Raw genomic sequence first — 18,557 nt, 5'->3', positions numbered from 1 at the left:
CCGACGCCCCGCCACGTCCGACGGCCGGACCTGCCGGTTCCCGTCCCGGAGGCCCGGCCGTGGCAGAAAAGGTGGGGCACGTGTCATTGCTGCCATCGCGGGCCGCTGCGAGGCTGGACGCATGACCGACCGCAGTGTGCTGTTCGTGCTCTTCGACGGGGTGCAGAGCCTCGATGTCACCGGCCCGTTGGAGGTGCTCGCGGCGGCCGGGTACCGGATCCGGACCGCGTCGCCGGGCGGGCTCGCGGTGCGGACGAGCAGCGGGCTGCGGCTGATGCCGGACGAGGATCTGGCGGACGCCGCGCCGCCGCACACGCTGCTCGTTCCGGGCGGGCCGGGCACCCGGGAGCCTGCGGCCGAACTCGTCGGCCGGATCGCGGAGTTGGCCGCGGGCGCGGAGAAGGTGGCGTCCGTCTGCACCGGGGCGTTCCTGCTCGCCGAGGCGGGCCTGCTGGCCGGGCGGCGGGCCACCACGCACTGGGCGCACTGCGAGGCGCTGGCCCGCCGGTTCCCGGACGTCACGGTCGACCCGGATCCGATCCACGTCCGGGACGGGCGGGTGACCACGTCCGCCGGGGTCACGGCCGGCATCGACCTGGCGCTCGCACTGGTCGAGGAGGAGCTCGGCCGGGAACTCGCGCTGAGCATCGCCCAGCACCTGGTGATGTTCCTGCGCCGGCCGGGCGGCCAGGCCCAGTTCTCCACCCAGCTGGCCGCCCAACTCGCCGTCCGTCGGCCGCTGCGCGACGTCCAGCGCTGGATCACCGACCACCCGGACGCCGACCTGTCCGTCGAAGCCCTGGCCCGGCGCGCCTCGCTGTCGCCGCGCCAGTTCGCCCGGGTCTTCACCGCCGAGACCGGCACCACCCCCGGCCGCTACGTGGACGGCGTGCGGCTGGAGGTGGCCCGCCGTCGGCTGGAGGACAGCGACGACGGCATCGAACAGGTCGCCCGCCGCAGCGGCTACCGCAACCCGGAGGCCATGCGTCGCGCGTTCGCCCGCACGCTGGCCGTCAGCCCCGTCGACTACCGCCGCCGCTTCCGCACCGCGTCGTGACGGAGCGTCGGTCCCTGGAACGTCAACCCATCACGGAGAGGCACCCGATGAAGATCGCCATCCTGCTCTACGACCGGTTCACCGCCCTGGACGCCGTCGGCCCGTACGAGATCCTGGCCCGGATGCCCGACACCGAGGTGGTGTTCACCGCCGCGAAGCGCGGACCGGTCCGCGCCGACCTCGGCAGCCTCGCGCTCACCGCCGACGCCGCCCTCGACGAAGTCACCTCCGCCGACCTGGTGCTCGTCCCGGGCGGCCCGGGCTCGCGGGTGCAGCAGGAGCAGCCCGAGGTGCTCGACTGGCTGCGCGCCGTCGACGCCACCACCACCTGGACCACCTCGGTCTGCACCGGCTCGATCGTGCTGGCCGCCGCGGGTCTGCTCACCGGCCGCCGCGCCACCACCCACTGGTTCGTGCCACAGGCGCTGGCCGCGTTCGGCGCCGAACCGGTGGACGAGCGGGTGGTGTTCGACGGCAAGTACGCGACGGCCGCGGGCGTCTCGTCCGGCATCGACCTCGCCCTGCACCTGGTCGGGCGGATCCACGGCGCCGAGACCGCCCAGGGCATCCAGCTGCTCACCGAGTACGACCCGCAGCCGCCCTACGCCGCCGGTTCCACGAAGACCGCCCCGCCCGCGGTGGTCGACGCCGTCCGCGCCCGGTTCGGAGCCGTCCCGAGCTGAGCCGCCCGGGGTTCGACGCCGTCCCGCAGACCGGTCACCCCGCCACGGGGCCCCGTCCGGGCTGCGGGACGACGAAGAACTCGCTGACGAAGCCCACCACCCGGCCGTCCGCGGCGCGGCCCACCCAGGTCGGGTAGTGGCCGTCGCCCCAGCCGGTGGTGAAGGCCGCCATGGTGTGGCCGGTCCCGGGGTCGGTGACGACGGCGGGGCGGTGGCGGGCGTCGTGTATGGCGTCGACGACGGGGTCGGCGTCCTGCTCGACCAGTTCGCCGATCGGGCCGACGGCGGAGGCGTCCAGGAAGCAGCCGGTGCCTGCGTCGACGCCGTACCCGAAGAAGTCGTCGGGGCCCAGTCGCTCCTCGTCCTGGCCTTCGCTCAGCGCCAGTTGCCACCGCACGGCCGCTTGCTCGCCGATCCGCAGCCGGGCGGCGGCGATCCGGGTGTCCGACGAGCCGGGGCCGTACGCGTTGCGGACCTCGACCACGGCGAGCGTGACGGGGTAGCTGCCCGGGGGCACCACGGCGAGGAACGGCTCGTTCTCGTCCACCAGGCCCGCGACCGGGTCGCACGCCACCAACCGGCCGGTGGGCAGCGCCAGTTGCACCTCGGGCAGGGCGAACACGGTGGCCGTGCGGTCGCCTCCCAGCTCGTACTGGCTGCCCGGGGTGAACAGTCGCGCCACATCGGGGGCCGCAAGGGGCATCAGGGGCTCGCTCTCGTCGCCGGCGTCGCTGCCGTCGCTTGTCGTCGCTGTCGTGACTCACGGGACCGGGGAAACGGACGGGCGTTCCGGACAGATCGTCGGTCGAACACCACCCGTGCGCGGCCCCCACGGTAGCCCCCGGCCGGACCCCGCTCGGACACGGCCCCGTACCCGGCGGCCGGCGGCGGTGGGAGATCATTCTCGACATGACCCCCGTTCTGGTGTTCGGCATCGCCCTGCTGCTCTCGCTGCTGACCCGTCGGCGGTGGAACAACGGCGGGATCCCGGCGCCGGCGCCGGCGCAACCGCCGACGGCCCCCACCCCCGACGGGTTCGATCCGGGGCGGCACGGGCTGGTGCCGAGCGCGGAGCTGGACCCCGGGCGCGCGGGACCGCCCCTGCCGCTGCTGCGGCGGAAGGAACTGGAGGCGCTGGCCGACTCCTGCCTGGCCGGCGGCTGGCGGGCGGCCGCGGCGTACGTGGCGGCGGCCGGCGAGGACTGGGACGAGCGGTGGTCCCGGCTGGACTTCCTGACCCGGGTGGCGGCCGAACGCGACGCCTGGCTGACCGAGTGGCGGGCGTCCGGCATCGAGGCGTGCGCCGCCGCCACCGTGTACGCCCGGCTGCGGGTGCAGCGGGCCTGGGAGGCCCGGGACAGCGCCCTCGCGCACCACGGCCAGACCGGGCGGTCGAGCGACGCCGAGGGGCCGGCCGGGTTCAAGGCCGGGCTGGCCGAGGCGAACGCGGCCGCCCGGGAGGCCGCCGAGCTGGACCCGCGCGACCCCGGCCCGTGGGTGGTGCTGATCACCACGGCCCGCGGCGTCCCGCTGAGCCACCGCCGATTCCGCGCGCTGTGGCAGGAGTTGACGGCCCGCGCCCCGCACCACGTGGCCGGGCACTGGCAGGCCATGCAGTACTGGTGCGGCAAGTGGCACGGCAGCGACGCGCAGATGCTGCGCTTCGCCGAGCACGCGGTCCGCACCGCCCCGCCCGGCTCCGTGCTGCCCGGGCTGTACCTCCAGGCGCTGACCGAGCTGGAGCTGCGGCACGGCCCGCTCGGCCTGCCCGCTGCGGGCCGGCTGCACGAGCTGCTGCCCGCCGTGGCCTCGGCGCTGGCGGCCGTCCCGCCGCGGCACGACCAACTCCCGCTGCTGCGGCACCTGCTGGCGCACTTCGCGCTGGTCTCCCGGCAGCCCGCGCTGGCGCTGGAGCAGTTCCGCGAGCTCGGCCCCTGGTGCGGCGCCCACCCCTGGACCTCCACCCCGCACCCGGTGCGCGCCTTCGACCACGCCCGCGCCGTCGCCGCGACCCACGCCGCCATCGGCTGACACCCACCGGACCCCGGGCGCGCGCCGAGCGGTTCGCGCCCCCTCCGCCGCGTCCGCACGCCGCGCGCGGACGCCGAACCGGGCCGGACCGACGAGCGCCGTGACCGCCCCCGGGTTCGGTCGTTATCCCCGGACATGAGTGCCGACCCTCTGGCCCCGACGGGCGTTCGTGGCGAAACGATTCAGCAGACCCCCCTCCATGCCGGGCCGGTGCCCCTCCGGCACCGGTCCAGTCGCACCGCGCCCCCGGAACACGCCGCCGCACCCGCCACCCCGTCCGCGTCCGTCCACCCGAGGGAGACCCGGTGACCCGCCACTACACGTCGAGCACGTGGCTCCGCCCCGCCGACGGCCCGGACTGCGTCCTGCGGCTGGACGTCGTCGTCTCCCCGTGCCCAGGGCTGCGGGTCTCCGTCCCGGCCCGGCTGCGCTACCACCGGGCCGACCCGTACGCGGTGCACCTGGACTGCCACGCCGACCTGGACGAGCCGATCACCTGGCTGTTCGGCCGCGAGCTGCTCGCCGAGGGGCTGAGGGGGCGGGCGGGCATCGGCGATGTGACGGTCCGTCGGTCCGAGTCCGACCCGGAGCTGCTGGCGATCGCGCTCAACACGCCCGGCCACACCGTCGTCCTGCGCACCCCGGCCGCGCCCGTCCGGGACTTCCTGCTGCTGTCGCAGCTGCTGGTGCCGCCGGGGACGGAGCACGAGCACCTGGACACCGGGGCGCTGCTGCGTCACCTGCTGGAGGACCGGCCCCGCCCCGAGTGAGCCCCGGTACCGCCGTCGCCGCACCGATTTCCGCTCCCGCGCGTTGAACAGGGCGCTTTCCGAAACCTGGTACTCGCCGCCGACGCCGACCGTACGACTTCCCGAGATCCGGGGGCCGGCCTCGCTGCGGTCCGCCCGAGGAGTTGTCGATGCCGCACGTCCGTGGACCCAATCTCGCGCTGCGCAGCCGCATGGCGGAGGCCGGATGGAACGGGCCCGCCCTGGCGGCGGCCCTGCAGAAGGTGGCCCGGGAGAGCGGGTTCAGCGTCGGCTACGACCGGACCACCGTCGCGCACTGGCTGTCGGGCACCCAGCCCCGGCACCCGGGTCCGCAGCTGCTGGAGGAGGCGTTCGCCCGGCGGCTGGGCCGTCCGGTGGCGCGGGCGGAGCTCGGCCTCCGGCCGGCCGACCCGACCGGCGGCGAGGACGGCGAGCCGGAGCCGGCGGACGTGCTGGCGGGGCTGCGCCGACTGCACTCCCGGCCGTATTCCGGCGACTGTTCGGACGAAACGTTTCAGCCTCCGCTGTTCCGAATCCGCCTGCTGCCCGCCCCCCGCAGCGCTCCCCCGTCGACGCCCTCCGGCGTCCCGGCCGGCCCCGCCGTGCCGCCGTCCCGGTTCGCGCCGGTGCTGCGCCGCTCCGGCCCGGAGCGGGTGGGGGCGCGGCAGGTGGAGGCGGTGCGGGAGATGACGGCGTTCGGGGCGCGGCACTACGACGGGTACGGCGGCGCGATCGCCCGCAGCCCGCTGCTGGGGTACCTGCGCGACCACGTGCTCCCCTGGCTGACCTCCTCGGCCGGCGATCTGCGGCACCGCGAACTCCTGGTCGCTGCCTCCCAGTTGGTGCGCCTGGTGGGGCGGACGTACACCGACGACAACCGGCACGGGGAGGCGCAGCGGCACTACCGGTTCGCGTACCGGCTGGCGGCGGAGGCGCAGGACGGGCAGGCGCAGGCGATGGCGCTGCGCGACCAGAGCACCCAGGCGGGGGCGCTGGGCCATCAGGCCTACGCGTCCCGGCTGGCGGACGCGGCCGCCGAGCACCTGCCGTCGGACGCGGCGCCGGGGGTGCGGGCGTTCGTGCTGGCGCAGCAGGCAGTGGCGGCGGCCCGGCTGCGGCAGTCGGACGAGGCGCTGCGGCTGCTGGAGGCGGCCCAGCAGTGGGCGACCCGGTCCGCGTCGGAGGGCGGCCCGCACCGGTACCCGGAGCCCGCGCTGCTGTACCAGGCCGCGCAGGTCCACCACTCGCTGCGAGCCACCGAGCTTTCGCTGTCCTACCTGCGGGCCTCGCTGCGGGCCCGGCCGACGGAGGAGCACCGGACCATCGGGGTGTCGCTGCTCCAGTTGGCCCACCTGGAACTGGACGCCGGCAACATCCACCAGGCCCGGCGGGCGTACACGAGCTTCCGGGAGCGGCACGACGCGCTGCGCTCGCCGGCCACCTCCGCGCAACTCTCCCGCCTGGAGGGCCGGTTCACCCGCCTGGGCGGGTAGCCGCGGGGCGGTGGCGGGCGGGGCCGGCGGGGTGAGCGGCCGAGCGGGTTGCCCGGCGGGCCGGGGCTGCCGCGGGGTCAATGGTGGCATGAACGATCCTTCGTACTACCCGATGGTGACCCCGCCACCCCGTTCCCGGGCCGCGCCGCCACCCCCCGCGCCACTCCCTCCCGGCGCCGCGCCGCAGCCGGCTGCGGCGCGCCGGTGGGGGCGGCCTCCGAACCTGGTCAGGCCCGATGCCGCGGGCCCCGCCGGTGGGCCGCCGACCTCCTGCTGAAACCGGACCCGGCCCCGGGTCGGACGTCCTGCCCGGGGCCGGGTCCGGGCCGTTGCGCCATTCCCCGAGGGAGCAGAAAGGGTTTTCCCAATTTTTTCCTCGGGGACGGTCAGGAAGCGCGGCCGCCCATGGCGGGGACCCGGAGCCGGGCGGTGGCCGGGACGGGGACGCGGCCGACCGGGGCGACAGTGGAGAGCGGTCCGATGGGGCGGACCCGGTAGCGGTTCAGGTGCCGTCGTTCCGCGTCGCGCAGCGGTCGGCTACGGCCGGTCCCGGCGTCGGTCGGCACGGTGACCGTGCGGGCCTCGAAGACCAGCTCGCCGTCGCGGCGCGCCTCGCAGGTGGTGCCGATGGACGCCCTGCCGAGACGTTCCACCCAGATCTGGACGGGGAGCGGGGCGGGACAGTGGTAGAGCGGCGTGCGGTAGTCGATCTCGTGACGGGCGATCATGAAGCCGTCCTCGAACAACCCCTGGCCCTCGCTCTCGTCGTACAGCAGGCAGTAGACGGCCTCCTGCACGTACTGCAGCACCTTCAGGTTGTTGATGTGCCCGAAGGCGTCCATGTCGCCCCAGCGGGTCCGGCACAGGTAGGTGTACAACGGTCAGCCGTCCGTTCGGTGTTCGGTGCCGAAGCCGAGAGTGCGGCGCAGGTAGCCGTAGGCGTACGGGGAGCGGTGCAGCGCGGCGTCGTCGCCCTGCTCGTAGACCTCGCTCGCGGTGTCCAGGACGGCGAGGCCGAGGATCTTCTCCGTCCGCCGGCAGAGGTGTTCGAGTTCGGTGAGTCGCTGGGATGCGGGCAGGCCCGCGAGGGCTGCGCACTCCTTCTCCACCTGATCGACCCCGCCACGGTACTCAGTCATCGGTTCCTCATTTCCTGTCGGACTTGATGTGTGTAGGGCCTCATCCGCCGAGGGGAAGGACAGGCGGATCCGTTGACGCCAAGGTCCTTCCGGTGATCAAACTCGGTCCCCCCGCAACCGGACATGGTGGGGCTCCCTGTGTTTGGTTGAAGATCGCTGCGTTGTCGGACTCTTTCAACACAGCCCTCCACCTGACCCTGTTTCAGCGGCGGCGAACCTCTTGAACCGTACGTACACCAACCCAGAGGATGCGGCCGACACCCGGGGCCGACCCGGAACGAACGACCATAGGGTGATCACATGACCGGGCGTCAGCCCCGCCGGGCGGCCGTCCAGTCGCGGGCGAGCAGCCCCAGCAGGACCTGGTCCAGGAACTCCCCCATCACCCAGGCCGAGGACCGCAGGGTGCCCTCCCGGACGAACCCGTTGCGCTCGGCGGCCCGGATCATCGCGTGGTTGTCCGCCAGTGTGTCGACCTGGAGCCGCTGCAGCCCGCGCACCGTGAACCCGTACTCGCACAGCGCGGCGACCACGTCCGTCCCGTACCCCTTGCCGCGGCAGGACGGCAACAGCCCGAGCCCCAGGTGCGCCGACCGGTTGTGGTTGTCGATCCCCCAGACACTGGCCGTCCCGATCAGCGCGCCGGTCTCCAGCTCCACCGCCGCGAAGACCACCGCGCTCGGATCGTCGTCCTTGATCCGCGACTCCGGACCCCCGACCGCGACGGGCCGCCACGGCCGGCCCTCGGCCCGCGCCGAGACCAGCACATCGTTGGAGAGCTCGCGCTGAAGGATCGGCTGGTCGTCCTCGTGCCGGGCCCGCAGCCCGATCTTCTCGCCTCGAAGCATCCAAGCTTCCTATCCGACCGGTCCGCCGCCCGGCAACCGTTTTGCCCGGACTGTTGCGGAACACCGGGCGCTCCGCGATCCGTTGACCCGGAGTCCGACCTGATCACCGCACCCCGACGCGAGCGGAGCCCCCGAGTGACGACCATCGAGCACACCTGCTTCGGACGGCTGGAGACCGGCGCGCTCCGCGACCCCGACGTCGTCTGGCAGGGCACCGCACAGCTCCCGGACGGCGAGGTCGAGGTCCGCCTGTGGGCCGGCCCCTCCAGCGCGCCGGACGCCGAGGAACTGGACGCACTCGCCGCCCGCCTCACCGGCCTGCCCGCCCTCGACACGGCGGCGCGCCACGCCCTGCGGGCGCACCTGCACGAGGACCGCGGCTTCATCGACTTCCACATCGACGAGCTCGACGACAGCGAGACGGTCGACCGCCTGGTCCGCGAGGCGGCGGGCGAGGAGGTCGGGGCGGACGCCTTCGTGGCGACCATGCGCCTGAGCTCCGTCGGACTGTGGCTGAGCGACCTCTCCGGCGAACCTCCGGTCGTCCTGGACTACACGTTCGAACCCGATCTCGGCGACCAGATCCTCGCCGTCAGGGCCACCCGGGACGGGGCGGTCGCCTCGGTCGCCTGGGAGAGCTGACGAGACCTCGCCCGCCCCGGTCAGCAGGACGGCCGCTCACCGCCGCCGTCCGGCCGCCGCGCCTCCGCCATCGCCGACATGGCCGCCAGCACCTCGGAGAACAACAGCGCCCCGAACACGAGCACCTGCACGTCCGGCGAACTGTCCGCGCAGTACTCCGCGACGAACAGGAGCGCCGCCGTCGCGGCGCCGCCGAGAACGACCAGACCCAAGGTCAGCCGGACGGCGAGCGGGAGACGAACCGGCCCGGACGCCCCCGGCTCCTCCGGCAGGCCGATCACCCCGCCCTCCGCCCGGCCGCGCCGGCCCGGGTGTTGAAGTCGCACCGGTGCAACGCCTCCGCCAGGTCGAAGCTGCCCTCGGCCGCGCCGCCCGCAGGCGGATCCACCTCGTCGGACTCCACGGGCCCGGCGTCCGGCTGATGTTCCGTCATGATCACTGCTCCGCACTGCTGTTGCCGATCGAGCGGCGGTCACCGTCCGTGCTCCAAGCGTCGCCGTCCGACGCTACGCTGAACAGCACCGGCATGTTGGGGACTGATCCCGCAACGTGCGGTCGCTTCGGTGCCGTTGCGCAGAACGTCCCGCAACATGGAGGAGCAGCCGTGGGCTGGCAGGAACGCGAGGTGGATCCGAGCAGAAGTGCACGCCACTTCTACGGGGCCGAGACCAGGCGACGACGTACCGAGGTCGGCTGGTCGCTCGCCAGGCTCTCGGGTGAAGTCCACTTCTCCCAGAGCACGTTGTCGCGCGTGGAGAACGGCGACATCCGGGTCCCCGACGGCCTCTCGGAGGAACTGGACAGAGTGTTCGGGACCGGCGGGTTCTTCGTCCGCCTCCTCCCGCTCGTCCTGCGGGAGGCCCATCCGGCCAAGTACCGGGAGATCCTGACCACGGCGGACCGAGCCGTCGTCGACGAGTCCTACAGCCCCATCGTGCACGGCTTGCTCCAGACCGACCGGTACGCCCGGCACGCCCTGCGCATCGGACTTCCCTACGCGCCGGAGGGCGAGGTCGAGGAACGGGTTCGCGCCCGGCTGGGCCGGCAGCTGCGCATGCGCAGTGCGGAGTGCTGGTACTGGTTCATCCTGGACGAGGGCGCACTCCGCCGGGCGTACGGCGGCCCCGAAGTGATGGCCGAGCAGCTGCAGGTGATCCTCGACGCGGCGACCCTGCCCAACGTCGTCGTGCAGGTGCTGCCGTTCACCGCCGGAGGGCACTCGGAGACCTCATCGCTCTGGCTGCTGACGCTGGCCGACGGTCACCAGCTGGCGTACGAGGAGAGCAGCCGCGCCGGAACGATCTTCGAAGAAACCCAGGCCGTCGCGGAACGCCGGGCGCTCTACGATCTGCTGAGGGCTCAGGCGTTGTCCCGTCGGGAGTCTGTGCAACTGATCGGATCCGTACTGGAAGGACTGACCACCGATGTCTCATGACCACGAGAACCGCCGTTGGCGCAAGAGCAGTTACAGCAACACCGACGGCGGCGGCTGCATCGAGGTGGACGACGCCAACCCGGGCCACGTCCGCGACTCGAAGGATCCTGCCGGACCCGTCCTGACGTTCGCCCCCGAGGCGTGGGGCGCGTTCGTCGGCGCCGTCGCTACCGGCGAGTTCGGCGAGGTCTGACAGGGGCTGGTCGCTGACGCGGCCCGTGGTGGTTCAGCGGGTGTCGCGGGCCGCGCGGAGGACGAGGTCGGCGACCGCGGCCGGGTGGGAGACGGCGACGGTGTGGGAGGCGTTGTCGATGGTGACGGTCGTGGCGTGGGCGCGGTCGGCCATCCACTGCTCGGCCTTCGGCCGGATGTTGTAGTCCTGACCGGCTGCCGAGTTCCCCGACAGCGCCCGGGCTAGACCCTCGACAGCGGCTCCTACCCCCTGCCCACCACCCGTTCCCGCCCCGCCTGCGCCCGCAGCGCACGCGTTCCGGCCGGTCCGCGTGCTCGTCGCCACCGCCTGCCACGTCTCATCGAGCCCCGGCGTCCTGGTCATCGATGAGGTGCTCCGCCGGCTGTGGGCTGCGCGCGGGCGACTTCCCGGGCATGGACAGGTACACCGGGACGGCGAGCACCGCCATCCCGGCCCCGTAGAGCAGGAAGGTGCCGGGGGTTCCGAGCCGGCTCTGGACGAGGGCTCCGATCGCCGCTCCGACGGGCATGGATCCCATGATGATCGTGCGGTACGCCCCGCCGACGGCGCCCCGGATCCCGGGCGGTGTGAGTCGTTGGCGCAGCGAGACGGTGACGACTCCCCACATGCCGCCGAGGCCGCTGCCCGCGGTCATGGCGACCCAGAGCCACGGGCCGCGGAACAGCACGGGCGCGACGAACATCAGGCCCCAGCCGATCCGGGAGGCGCACAGCACCGGCGCGCTGCCCAGCCGCCGTTCGGCGCGGTGCGCGGTCAGGGAGCCGAGGGCGGTGCCGACTCCGACGGAGCTGAGGAGGAATCCGTAGCCGGCGTCGCCGAGCTGCAGTGGACCCGAAGTCGCGTACACCACGAGCAGGGCGAGGAAGGAGGTGTTCGCGAGCGTGGTCAGCGCGCCCGTGAGGGTGATCATCCGGATGGTCCGGTGGCGGAGCACGAAGGCGACCCCGGTCCAGATCCTCGTGGGCTCCTTCTCGCGCGACGGTACGCGTCCGACGTCCTTCGGCAGCAGGGCGAGTTGGAGCATCGAGCCGAGGTAGCCCGCTCCGGCGCCCAGGAAGGTGAGGGGCATGGCGACGGCGGTCAGCCAGCCGGCGAGGGTGGGGGCGACGAACTGGCTGGTCACTCGCATGGAGGTGTTGAGTCGGCCGTTGGCCTTGGTGAGGTCACCGGGCGCGACGATGGTGGGGAGCACGGTCTCGCTGCTGGTGTTGAACACCGTCTCGGCGATGCCGACGAGGAACGCCAGTACCAGCAGCACGGGCAGCGTCAGGACATGGGCGACCGCGGCGATGCCGACCGTCGCGATGAGCGCGGCGCGGGCCCCGTCGGCGGCGACCATCGACACCTTGCGACTGGTCCGGTCGGCGAGCACGCCCGCGGGAACTCCGAAGATCAGCCACGGCAGCGTCGTCACCACCATCACCAGGGAGGACGCGCCGCTGGAGTGCGTGAGCCGGGCCGCCACGAGAAGCAGCGCCATCCGAAAGACGCCGTCCGCCGTATTGGCCAGGACGGATGCACCGAGGACCGCGCGGAACGGCCCCGGCGCGAGCCGCTTCCGGCGGGCAGGAGGCCACGTGTCGGCCCTGCCCGCGCTCGCGATCTTGTTTGACATGCCCCGACCGTAGCGCCGCCGATCGGCGCACCGGTCGACCCCGTCCGATTCCGGGGCATCAGGGCAGGTCAGAGGCCCCGACGGCGGTTGCCGGCCGGGGTTGACGGCTGCTGCGAGTTCCACCACCCTTCCACTAATTCATTAGTGGAAGGGTACTTTCGCGATGCCTTCAGCCGTCTCCACCCCCCTGCCTCCACCGGCCGCCGCCGCTCCCCCGCCCGCCGGCGTCCTGCGCCTGGTGCTCGCGCGGGTCTCACCCGCCGTGCTGGCGTGGGGACTTGGCGTCCTGTTCGCGGCGGTGTACTGCTGCGTCTCGCTGAATCGGCACCGCAGGCTGGAGAGTCAGGCGTACGACCTGGGGATCTTCGAGCAGGCGGTGCGGGCGTACGCGCACGGGCGGGCGCCGGTCGTGGCGTTGAAGGGGCCGGGCTACCACCTGCTCGGTGACCACTTCCATCCGGTCCTGGCCACGCTCGCGCCCGTGTACCGGCTGTTCCCGGACGCCCGGACGCTGCTGGTGGCGCAGGCGGTGCTGATGGCGCTGGCGGTGGTGCCGGTGGCCCGCTGGGCGGGCGAGGTGGGCGGGCGCCGGCTCGGGGCGGTGGTCGGCTGCCTGGCCGGGCTGTCCTGGGGAGTGGCCTCCGCGGTCGGCGACGACTTCCACGAAATCGCCTTCGCGGTACCGATGTTGGCGTTCGCGGCGGTGGCGCTGGGACGCCGCCGGCCGGTCGCGGCGGTGTGCTGGGCACTGCCGCTGGTGCTGGTGAAGGAGGACCTGGGGCTGACGCTCACGGCCGTCGCCCTGCTCGCGTTCCGACGCGCGCCGGCCGGCAGCCGGGCCCGCGCACTGGCGGTGGGGGCGGCGCTGTTCGGCGTGGCGGCGACGGTGGTGACGGTCTGGCTGGTGGTGCCCGCGTTCAACCCGCACGGCGGCTTCGACTACGGCGGCCAGCTCTCCGCCGGGCAGGCCGCGTCCGCGCCGTGGACGGTGGTGCTGCGGCCGTTCTGGCCGCCGTTGAAGTGGCTGCTGCTGGGGCTGCTGGCGGCGACGGCCGGGTTCGCGGGCCTGCGTTCGCCGCTGGCGCTGATCTGCGCGCCGACCCTGGCGTGGCGGCTACTGGCCGACAACCAGCACTACTGGGGCGTCAGTTACCACTACAGCGCGGTGCTGATGCCGCCGCTGCTGGCCGGCCTGGTGGAGACCGTCACCCGGATGGAGCGCCGCCGGGCGCGTCGCACGCTGGCCCTCGCCGCGCTCACCGCCGTCCTGACGCTGCCGCTGTACCCGCTGCGCGAGGCAGTGCTGCCCTCGGCCTGGGGGACGTCCGATCGGGTGGTGAAGATCCGCGCCGCGCTGGCGCGGATACCGGACGGCGCGAGCGTGGTGGCGACCAATCACCTCGCGGCCCAGCTCGCCGGACGGACCGACGTCGCCCTGGTGTGCCGCGAGCCCGAGCCGCCGTTCGGCGCGCTGCCGCCGGACGGCGTCCGGGAGGGCGGCCCGCAGTGGGTGGCGGTCGACCTGGCCGACCCGAGCGTGCACGTGCCGTGTCCGGTCGCCGACACCTGGCGGATGCTGGTCGGCTACGAACAGCGCTTCGGGTACCGGGTGGTGGTCGACGACGGCGACCTGGTGCTGCTGCGCCACCCCTGACACCTCCCGAAGGTGTCGGCTTGACCGCCGCGCCCCCGTCCGCCACCATTCCACTAATCAACTAGTGAAAGGGTGGTGCGGCGTGATCGAGTACCGCCTCGATCGGCGCAGCGGCGTCCCCACGTACCAGCAGATCGTGCAGCAGACCAAGCAGGCGCTGCGGCTCGGTGCGCTGCAGCCCGGGGACAAGCTCCCGACGGCCCGGGAGGTGGTGGAGCGGACCGCGGTCAATCCCAACACGGTGCTCAAGGCGTACCGGGAGTTGGAGCGGGAGGGCCTGGTCGAGCCGCGTCCGGGGCTGGGCACCTTCGTGCTCCGTTCGCTGTCCCGGCCGGGCACGGCCGAGGACGGGCCGCTGCGGGCCGAGTTGACGGCCTGGGTGGACGGGGCGCGGCAGGCCGGGCTGGACCGGGAGGACATCAGTGCGCTGGTGGCCTCCGTACTGGATCAGCGCTTCGAGTCGGGGGTTCCCCCGGTGGCGCGGGAGACGAGGAGTGAAGGGGAGCGATGACCGAGGTCACGGGCCCCGCGCCCGCGGTGCATGCCGTGGGGCTGGGCAAGAGCTACCGTCGCGGCCAGTGGGCGCTGCGGCACTGCGGGTTCGCCGTTCCGGCGGGCCGGGTGTGCGGCGTGGTGGGTCCGAACGGTGCGGGCAAGAGCACGCTGTTCGGGCTGATGGCGCATCTGTTCGCGCCGTCGGAGGGCGAGTTGCGGGTGTTCGGCGAGCCCGCGGGCACGCCTGCGCTGCGCGCCCGGATCGGCAGCGTGACGCAGAGCAGGCCGCTGTACCCGTCGTTCACCGTCGAGGAGACGCTGCGGCTGGGCCGGGAGCTCAACCCGGGCTGGGACGAGGCCTGCGCACAGCGGGTGATCGAGCTGGGCGGGCTGTCGCCCCGCGCCCGGGTGGGGTCACTGTCCGGCGGACAGCGCAGCCGGGTGGCGCTGGCGCTGGCCATGGCCAAGCGACCCGAACTCCTGCTGCTGGACGAGCCGATGGCCGATCTGGACCCACTGGCCCGGCACGACCTGATGGGCCTGCTGCTGTCGGACGCCGCCGAGCGCGGCACCACCGTGATGATCTCCTCGCACCTGCTGGCCGAGCTCGACGGCGCGATCGACCACGTGCTGCTGGTGCAGTCCGGCCGGGTCCGGCTGGCCGGCGACCTGGACGAGATCCTCGACGGCCACCGGCTGGTGACGGGCCTCGCCGACGCGCCGCGCCCGCCCGGCGACCCGGTGGAGTGGCGGGTGACGGGCCGTCAGGTCACCGGCCTGCTGCGCACCGACTCCCCGGTGCCGGACGGGTGGGAGCCGAGCCGCCCGCAGCTGGAGCAGCTGCTGCTCGGCTACCTGCGCAACCCCGACGCACCCGTTCCGTCCGCCCCCAGCACCTGCGAGGCCGCCGCATGACCACCGTCGAGCTGTCCCGCGGGAGCGCCGCCCCGTCGCGGCTGTCCGTGCTGCGTCCGCGCGGCCCGTTCTGGCCGGCCTGGCGGCAGAGCCGTCCGCTGCGCCGGGTGGCGGCCGGGGTGCTGCTGGTCGCCGTGGTCGGCCTGGTGACGATGAATCTGCTGCTGCTGGACGCCGACCACGGCCTCGTCGGCAGCCTGTGCGCCCCCCCCGAACCGCTGCGCGGATCTGAGCTCCCGGATCTTCATGCTGAACACGGTGTTCACCAACGTGGTGCAGCCGGCGATGGTCGCCGTCCCGGTGCTGGTGGGCATGTTCGTGGGCGCGCCGCTGCTGGCCCAGGAGTACGAGCGGGGCACGGTGCAGCTGATCCGGGCGCAGTCGGTCTCGCCGGCGCGCTGGCTGACGGCCCGGCTGGTCGTTCCGGCGGTGGTGGTGGCGCTGTCGGCGGGCATCCTGTCGGCGCTCACCACCTGGGTGTGGCGCACCGGCATCGCCGGCCACCGGTTCTTCTTCGACTCGCCGTACCCGGGCTTCACCTACCACGCGCTCGACCTGGCCCCACTGGCCTGGTCGCTGTTCGGGCTGGCGCTGGGCACGGCGGTCGGCGTGCTGCTGCGGCGCACGATCGCGGCCATCCTGGTCAGCGGTGTGCTGCTGCTGCTCGCGGAGCTGCTGATGCGCTTCGCCCGGCCGTACTTCCTCCCGCTGGTGCACGGCTCGGCGCCGAACAGCCGCAACTACCTCGGCTTCTTCATCCAGCCGTCGCAGTCGTGGCTGGTGAACAGCGGCGCGGTGCTCGCGGACGGCACCCGGCTGTCCGAGGCCGACTGCTCCCGCAACTTCCAGGTCTGCCAGGACGCGCCGACGGTGTGGGGCGAGTACCACCCGGTGTCGCACTTCGTGCCGATGCAGCTGGTGGAGTCGGGCGTGCTGCTGGTGCTGACGGCCGCACTGGTCGTGCTGGTGTACCGCCGGGTGACCCGCGCCGCGCTCTGAGCGCACCCGCTCCCCCGGCCCCGGACGGTCCTCGACCGCCCGGGGCCGACGCGCTACCCGACCAGGGTGAGCGCGAGGACGGCTTCCGGCAGGGCGACGACCACCAGGCCGTCGGGGGTGACGGCGAGGGAGCGGACGGGCGCGCCGAGGCGGATGTCGGCGCCGCGGTGGCGTTCGCCCCAGCGGCGCAGGCGGAGCAGGCCGTCGGACCAGGCGGCGGCGAGCAGCAGGCCCGCGGGGGTGGCGCCGAGGGCGGTGGCGGTGACGGGGTGGGGACGCCGGTCGACGGGGGCGGGCAGCGGGGGGCGGCCGGGCATCCAGGTCCAGACCCGGCCGTCCTCGCCGCCGCTGACCACCAGGGTGCCGCCGTCCGCGTCGGTGACGCCGAGCGCGGTGACGGGGCCGTCGTGCAGCGGGGTCCCCGGGCGGTGGGTGACGCCCGTGGAGAGCGTGCGGTGGCTGGTGGATCCGTCGGGGTGGCCGAGCACCAGGGCGTCGTGGTGGCCGGCGACGGCCGTGCAAGGGCCGAGCGCGTCCAGGGCGCCGGGCGGTGCGCCGACCGCGCCGTCCACGGTGAGCGGGCGCAGGACGCCGGACGCGTCGAGCAGCAGCGCCCCGCCGAAGGGGGAGGCGGCGAGCGAGCGCGGGTGGCGCTCCGTCAGTTCACTTGTCGCACCGACGATTTCTCCGGTGGTGGGATCGGCGAGACCGATCGCGGTCCCGTCGGCGAGCAGCAGTGAGCCGGCCGTCGGGCCGACGCCGAGCGCGGTCGTGCAGGGGCCGGTGGCGGGGCGGTTCCAGACGGTGTGCCAGCGGGCGGCGGCGAGGTGGGCGCAGTGCGCGGCGGACTGGTCGTCGCGGCCGGTGAGCCAGGCGTGCAGGACGGCGGCGCGGTCGGCGGGGCGGGCCAGCGCGTCGCGGTCGGGGGCGGCGAGCCGCCAGGCCTCGGCGAGGGCGGTGACGGGTGCGCCGGCGTCCTCGGCGCGCTGGAACGCGGCGGTGACGGTGGCGGGTTCGGCGTGCAGCAGCAGGTCGAGTTCGTCCAGCATCGGCGTGGCCGGGTCCGCGGCGGAGGCGTGCCGCAGCAGCAGTGCGAGGCGTTCGGGGTCGCTGCCCGCCAGGTCGGGTCCGCCGTCGGCGCGGACGGGGATGCCGCCGGCCACCTCCCACATCATCGCGCCGTGGTCGACGGGCGGCCGGTCGGCGGCGACCCGGTGGGCGACCTCGTCGGGGCGCAGCCGCCAGCGGTCGGCCATCGGCGGCGGGGGCAGCAGGTCGGCGGCGGACTTGACGACCTGTTCGCCGCCCGCGCCGGGGAGGGTGGCCCACAGTTCGGTGCTGAGCGGGCCGTCGGCGGTGGACAGGGCGGTCAGCGCGCCGCGTTCGGCCTCGGGCAGCGCGGTCCACCAGGTGTCGGCGAGGGCGGTGGCGCGTTCGGCGGGCGTCCGGGCCGGGTCGAGGACGGCGCCGGGGGTGCGGGCGGCGAGCTGGGCGAGCCCGGGGCTGGGGTGGGTGGCGGCCGGGTCGACCTGATGGCCGGTCAGTCGGGCGCACCAGGCGGCGTACTGCGCGGGGTCGGTCCACTGCGGCTGGTCGAGGTCGAGGACGGCGCCGCCGGGGGCGGCGGCGGTGAGCAGGTCGGCGGCGGGCCCGTGGGCGGCTTCGACGACCAGCAGCAGCCACGGCACGGACAGCAGCGGGGCGAGCAGTTCGGCGGCCACCCGCTCGGGGGTGCCGGGCAGGCCCGGTCCGCCGGCCCGGTCGAGGTCGGTGACGACGACGGTGCGCGGGGTGCCGTCCTGGAGCGCTTCGAGCAGGTCGGCGGGGGTGCCGGCGGTGAGGCCGAGCAGGTCGGCGAGCCGGGTTGCGGCCGAACGGACCGTCAGTCCCTCGACGTCCAGCAGCGCGTGGACCCGGCGTCCCGGCCGCGGGTGGTCGGGCGGGCAGGCGGCGGCCAGCCAGGTCAGCAGGTGGGTGCGGCCGCTGCCGGAGGAGCCGGCCACCCGGCACAGGCGGGGGCCGCGGGCGTCCTCCAGCCAGGCGAGCAGGGCGCGGCCGGCGGGCCGGCGGCCGGCCCCGAGCGGAGGCAGGCCGGGCGGCGGGGCGTCGGCAGGGACGGGGTCGGCGAGCGGGCGGCCGTGGCGCGGGTGCGGCCGGTACGCGGCGTCCGCACCGGGCGGCCAACTGCCCTGCACCGCATGGACGGGGACCCGTCCGGCCGGGTCCGTTCCCTCGTCGAGGAGGTACCGCCAGGCGGCGCCGCCCCCGTCCTGCCCGTGGTCCTGGCCCTGCGTTCCGGTGTGCTGTTCGGCGCCGTTCACTGTTGCGCTGTCCTTCGCGTCCTGTCCGTCCCCGTGTGCCGGCCCCCACCCGCGGGGCGGCACGGCCCGGCGGCTCTCGCCCCGCGCGGCCCGTCCCCCCGGACAGCTCCGGCGGCCGTCAGCCTACTGGAGGTGCGGATACGTCCGTTCGGCCGGAAACCGCTCCCCCGCACGGCGCTCCGAACCCGCCGCGCTGTGAGCTGAGCCACATCGCACGCCGCCGTGTCACTTTTCGCGGTCCGGTGG

Annotated in this window: 20 protein-coding genes; 12 read left to right on the top strand and 8 right to left on the bottom strand. The window is 74.5% G+C overall.

All coding sequences use genetic code 11. From position 1 onward, the window contains the following. The first annotated feature begins 121 nt into the window (after nucleotides 1-121). The gene (locus CG736_RS13050) at nucleotides 122-1,057 is read left to right on the top strand and encodes a GlxA family transcriptional regulator (protein ID WP_100586353.1); all 936 of its coding nucleotides are present in this window, start codon (nucleotides 122-124) and stop codon (nucleotides 1,055-1,057) included. A 47-nt stretch (nucleotides 1,058-1,104) separates the two neighbouring features. After that, nucleotides 1,105-1,740, top strand: a complete 636-nt coding sequence (locus CG736_RS13045) for a DJ-1/PfpI family protein (protein ID WP_100586352.1) — start codon at nucleotides 1,105-1,107, stop codon at nucleotides 1,738-1,740. 34 nt (nucleotides 1,741-1,774) lie between these two features. Here the strand turns inward: CG736_RS13045 and CG736_RS13040 are convergent, their stop codons facing one another. Continuing rightward, nucleotides 1,775-2,443, bottom strand: coding sequence for a DUF4241 domain-containing protein (locus tag CG736_RS13040; protein ID WP_100586351.1), 669 nt, complete (start codon nucleotides 2,441-2,443; stop codon nucleotides 1,775-1,777). Nucleotides 2,444-2,649: 206 nt separating this feature from the next. Between CG736_RS13040 and CG736_RS38590 the strand changes: the two genes are divergently transcribed. From CG736_RS38590 to CG736_RS13025, 3 genes are all read left to right on the top strand, one after another. Then, on the top strand, nucleotides 2,650-3,771 hold the full coding sequence (locus CG736_RS38590) for a hypothetical protein (RefSeq protein WP_100586350.1): 1,122 nt from the start codon (nucleotides 2,650-2,652) through the stop codon (nucleotides 3,769-3,771). Between the two features lie 305 nt (nucleotides 3,772-4,076). After that, the gene (locus CG736_RS13030) at nucleotides 4,077-4,541 is read left to right on the top strand and encodes an SsgA family sporulation/cell division regulator (RefSeq protein WP_157815560.1); all 465 of its coding nucleotides are present in this window, start codon (nucleotides 4,077-4,079) and stop codon (nucleotides 4,539-4,541) included. Between the two features lie 149 nt (nucleotides 4,542-4,690). Next, nucleotides 4,691-6,034, top strand: coding sequence for a hypothetical protein (locus CG736_RS13025; protein ID WP_100586348.1), 1,344 nt, complete (start codon nucleotides 4,691-4,693; stop codon nucleotides 6,032-6,034). 386 nt (nucleotides 6,035-6,420) lie between these two features. Here the strand turns inward: CG736_RS13025 and CG736_RS13020 are convergent, their stop codons facing one another. The 3 genes from CG736_RS13020 to CG736_RS13010 form a co-directional block, all read right to left on the bottom strand. After that, nucleotides 6,421-6,912: a thioesterase family protein gene (locus tag CG736_RS13020; RefSeq protein WP_052509282.1), complete on the bottom strand. Its 492-nt coding sequence runs from the start codon at nucleotides 6,910-6,912 to the stop codon at nucleotides 6,421-6,423. Between the two features lie 3 nt (nucleotides 6,913-6,915). Then, nucleotides 6,916-7,173, bottom strand: a complete 258-nt coding sequence (locus CG736_RS13015; protein ID WP_043910708.1) for a hypothetical protein — start codon at nucleotides 7,171-7,173, stop codon at nucleotides 6,916-6,918. Nucleotides 7,174-7,484: 311 nt separating this feature from the next. Beyond that, nucleotides 7,485-8,021, bottom strand: coding sequence for a GNAT family N-acetyltransferase (locus CG736_RS13010; RefSeq protein WP_100586347.1), 537 nt, complete (start codon nucleotides 8,019-8,021; stop codon nucleotides 7,485-7,487). Between the two features lie 135 nt (nucleotides 8,022-8,156). Between CG736_RS13010 and CG736_RS13005 the strand changes: the two genes are divergently transcribed. Next, the gene (locus tag CG736_RS13005; RefSeq protein WP_100586346.1) at nucleotides 8,157-8,663 is read left to right on the top strand and encodes a DUF2004 domain-containing protein; all 507 of its coding nucleotides are present in this window, start codon (nucleotides 8,157-8,159) and stop codon (nucleotides 8,661-8,663) included. Nucleotides 8,664-8,683: 20 nt separating this feature from the next. Here CG736_RS13005 and CG736_RS13000 read toward each other — a convergent pair whose 3' ends face one another. Together CG736_RS13000 and CG736_RS36155 are read right to left on the bottom strand one after the other, a co-directional pair. Next, nucleotides 8,684-8,944, bottom strand: a complete 261-nt coding sequence (locus CG736_RS13000) for a hypothetical protein (protein ID WP_100586345.1) — start codon at nucleotides 8,942-8,944, stop codon at nucleotides 8,684-8,686. Beyond that, complete coding sequence (locus tag CG736_RS36155; RefSeq protein ID WP_157815559.1) at nucleotides 8,941-9,096, bottom strand: hypothetical protein; 156 nt, start codon at nucleotides 9,094-9,096, stop codon at nucleotides 8,941-8,943. The genes CG736_RS13000 and CG736_RS36155 overlap by 4 nt, the downstream gene beginning before the upstream one ends. Before the next feature lie 171 nt (nucleotides 9,097-9,267). Between CG736_RS36155 and CG736_RS12995 the strand changes: the two genes are divergently transcribed. Continuing rightward, nucleotides 9,268-10,098 (top strand): helix-turn-helix transcriptional regulator, encoded by an 831-nt coding sequence (locus tag CG736_RS12995; protein ID WP_157815558.1) that lies wholly within the window; start codon nucleotides 9,268-9,270, stop codon nucleotides 10,096-10,098. Further along, entirely contained in the window at nucleotides 10,088-10,291 is a 204-nt protein-coding gene (locus tag CG736_RS12990; protein WP_100586343.1) for a DUF397 domain-containing protein, read from the top strand. Before CG736_RS12995 ends, CG736_RS12990 begins: the two co-directional genes overlap by 11 nt. A 337-nt stretch (nucleotides 10,292-10,628) precedes the next feature. Here the strand turns inward: CG736_RS12990 and CG736_RS12985 are convergent, their stop codons facing one another. Continuing rightward, nucleotides 10,629-11,927, bottom strand: a complete 1,299-nt coding sequence (locus CG736_RS12985) for an MFS transporter (protein ID WP_100586342.1) — start codon at nucleotides 11,925-11,927, stop codon at nucleotides 10,629-10,631. A 163-nt stretch (nucleotides 11,928-12,090) separates the two neighbouring features. Here CG736_RS12985 and CG736_RS12980 point away from each other — a divergent pair, with 163 nt between their 5' ends. The 4 genes from CG736_RS12980 (at nucleotide 12,091) to CG736_RS12965 (ending at nucleotide 15,990) form a co-directional block, all read left to right on the top strand. Continuing rightward, nucleotides 12,091-13,581, top strand: coding sequence for a DUF2079 domain-containing protein (locus CG736_RS12980; protein ID WP_100586341.1), 1,491 nt, complete (start codon nucleotides 12,091-12,093; stop codon nucleotides 13,579-13,581). Nucleotides 13,582-13,663: 82 nt separating this feature from the next. Beyond that, the gene (locus tag CG736_RS12975) at nucleotides 13,664-14,092 is read left to right on the top strand and encodes a GntR family transcriptional regulator (protein WP_043910699.1); all 429 of its coding nucleotides are present in this window, start codon (nucleotides 13,664-13,666) and stop codon (nucleotides 14,090-14,092) included. After that, nucleotides 14,089-14,991, top strand: coding sequence for an ABC transporter ATP-binding protein (locus CG736_RS12970; RefSeq protein WP_100586340.1), 903 nt, complete (start codon nucleotides 14,089-14,091; stop codon nucleotides 14,989-14,991). Before CG736_RS12975 ends, CG736_RS12970 begins: the two co-directional genes overlap by 4 nt. A gap of 246 nt (nucleotides 14,992-15,237) precedes the next feature. Next, complete coding sequence (locus CG736_RS12965; protein ID WP_100586339.1) at nucleotides 15,238-15,990, top strand: hypothetical protein; 753 nt, start codon at nucleotides 15,238-15,240, stop codon at nucleotides 15,988-15,990. A 53-nt stretch (nucleotides 15,991-16,043) separates the two neighbouring features. Here the strand turns inward: CG736_RS12965 and CG736_RS12960 are convergent, their stop codons facing one another. Continuing rightward, on the bottom strand, nucleotides 16,044-18,311 hold the full coding sequence (locus CG736_RS12960) for a hypothetical protein (protein WP_100586338.1): 2,268 nt from the start codon (nucleotides 18,309-18,311) through the stop codon (nucleotides 16,044-16,046). Nucleotides 18,312-18,557: the final 246 nt, after the last annotated feature.

Source organism: Kitasatospora sp. CB02891 (genome assembly GCF_002803145.1).
In the GTDB taxonomy this organism is placed as follows: Bacteria; Actinomycetota; Actinomycetes; order Streptomycetales; family Streptomycetaceae; genus Kitasatospora; species Kitasatospora griseola.
This window is presented reverse-complemented; position numbering and strand designations above follow the sequence as displayed.

Excerpts from the sequence above, each read along its gene's own strand:
- CG736_RS13050 (WP_100586353.1), top strand. The coding sequence starts at position 122 with ATGACCGACCGCAGTGTGCTGTTCGTGCTCTTCGACGGGGTGCAGAGC.
- CG736_RS13045 (WP_100586352.1), top strand. The coding sequence starts at position 1,105 with ATGAAGATCGCCATCCTGCTCTACGACCGGTTCACCGCCCTGGACGCC.
- CG736_RS13040 (WP_100586351.1), bottom strand. The coding sequence starts at position 2,443 with ATGCCCCTTGCGGCCCCCGATGTGGCGCGACTGTTCACCCCGGGCAGC.
- CG736_RS38590 (WP_100586350.1), top strand. The coding sequence starts at position 2,650 with ATGACCCCCGTTCTGGTGTTCGGCATCGCCCTGCTGCTCTCGCTGCTG.
- CG736_RS13025 (WP_100586348.1), top strand. The coding sequence starts at position 4,691 with ATGCCGCACGTCCGTGGACCCAATCTCGCGCTGCGCAGCCGCATGGCG.
- CG736_RS13015 (WP_043910708.1), bottom strand. The coding sequence starts at position 7,173 with ATGACTGAGTACCGTGGCGGGGTCGATCAGGTGGAGAAGGAGTGCGCA.
- CG736_RS13010 (WP_100586347.1), bottom strand. The coding sequence starts at position 8,021 with ATGCTTCGAGGCGAGAAGATCGGGCTGCGGGCCCGGCACGAGGACGAC.
- CG736_RS36155 (WP_157815559.1), bottom strand. The coding sequence starts at position 9,096 with ATGACGGAACATCAGCCGGACGCCGGGCCCGTGGAGTCCGACGAGGTG.
- CG736_RS12990 (WP_100586343.1), top strand. The coding sequence starts at position 10,088 with ATGTCTCATGACCACGAGAACCGCCGTTGGCGCAAGAGCAGTTACAGC.
- CG736_RS12985 (WP_100586342.1), bottom strand. The coding sequence starts at position 11,927 with ATGTCAAACAAGATCGCGAGCGCGGGCAGGGCCGACACGTGGCCTCCT.
- CG736_RS12980 (WP_100586341.1), top strand. The coding sequence starts at position 12,091 with ATGCCTTCAGCCGTCTCCACCCCCCTGCCTCCACCGGCCGCCGCCGCT.
- CG736_RS12970 (WP_100586340.1), top strand. The coding sequence starts at position 14,089 with ATGACCGAGGTCACGGGCCCCGCGCCCGCGGTGCATGCCGTGGGGCTG.
- CG736_RS12965 (WP_100586339.1), top strand. The coding sequence starts at position 15,238 with ATGCTGAACACGGTGTTCACCAACGTGGTGCAGCCGGCGATGGTCGCC.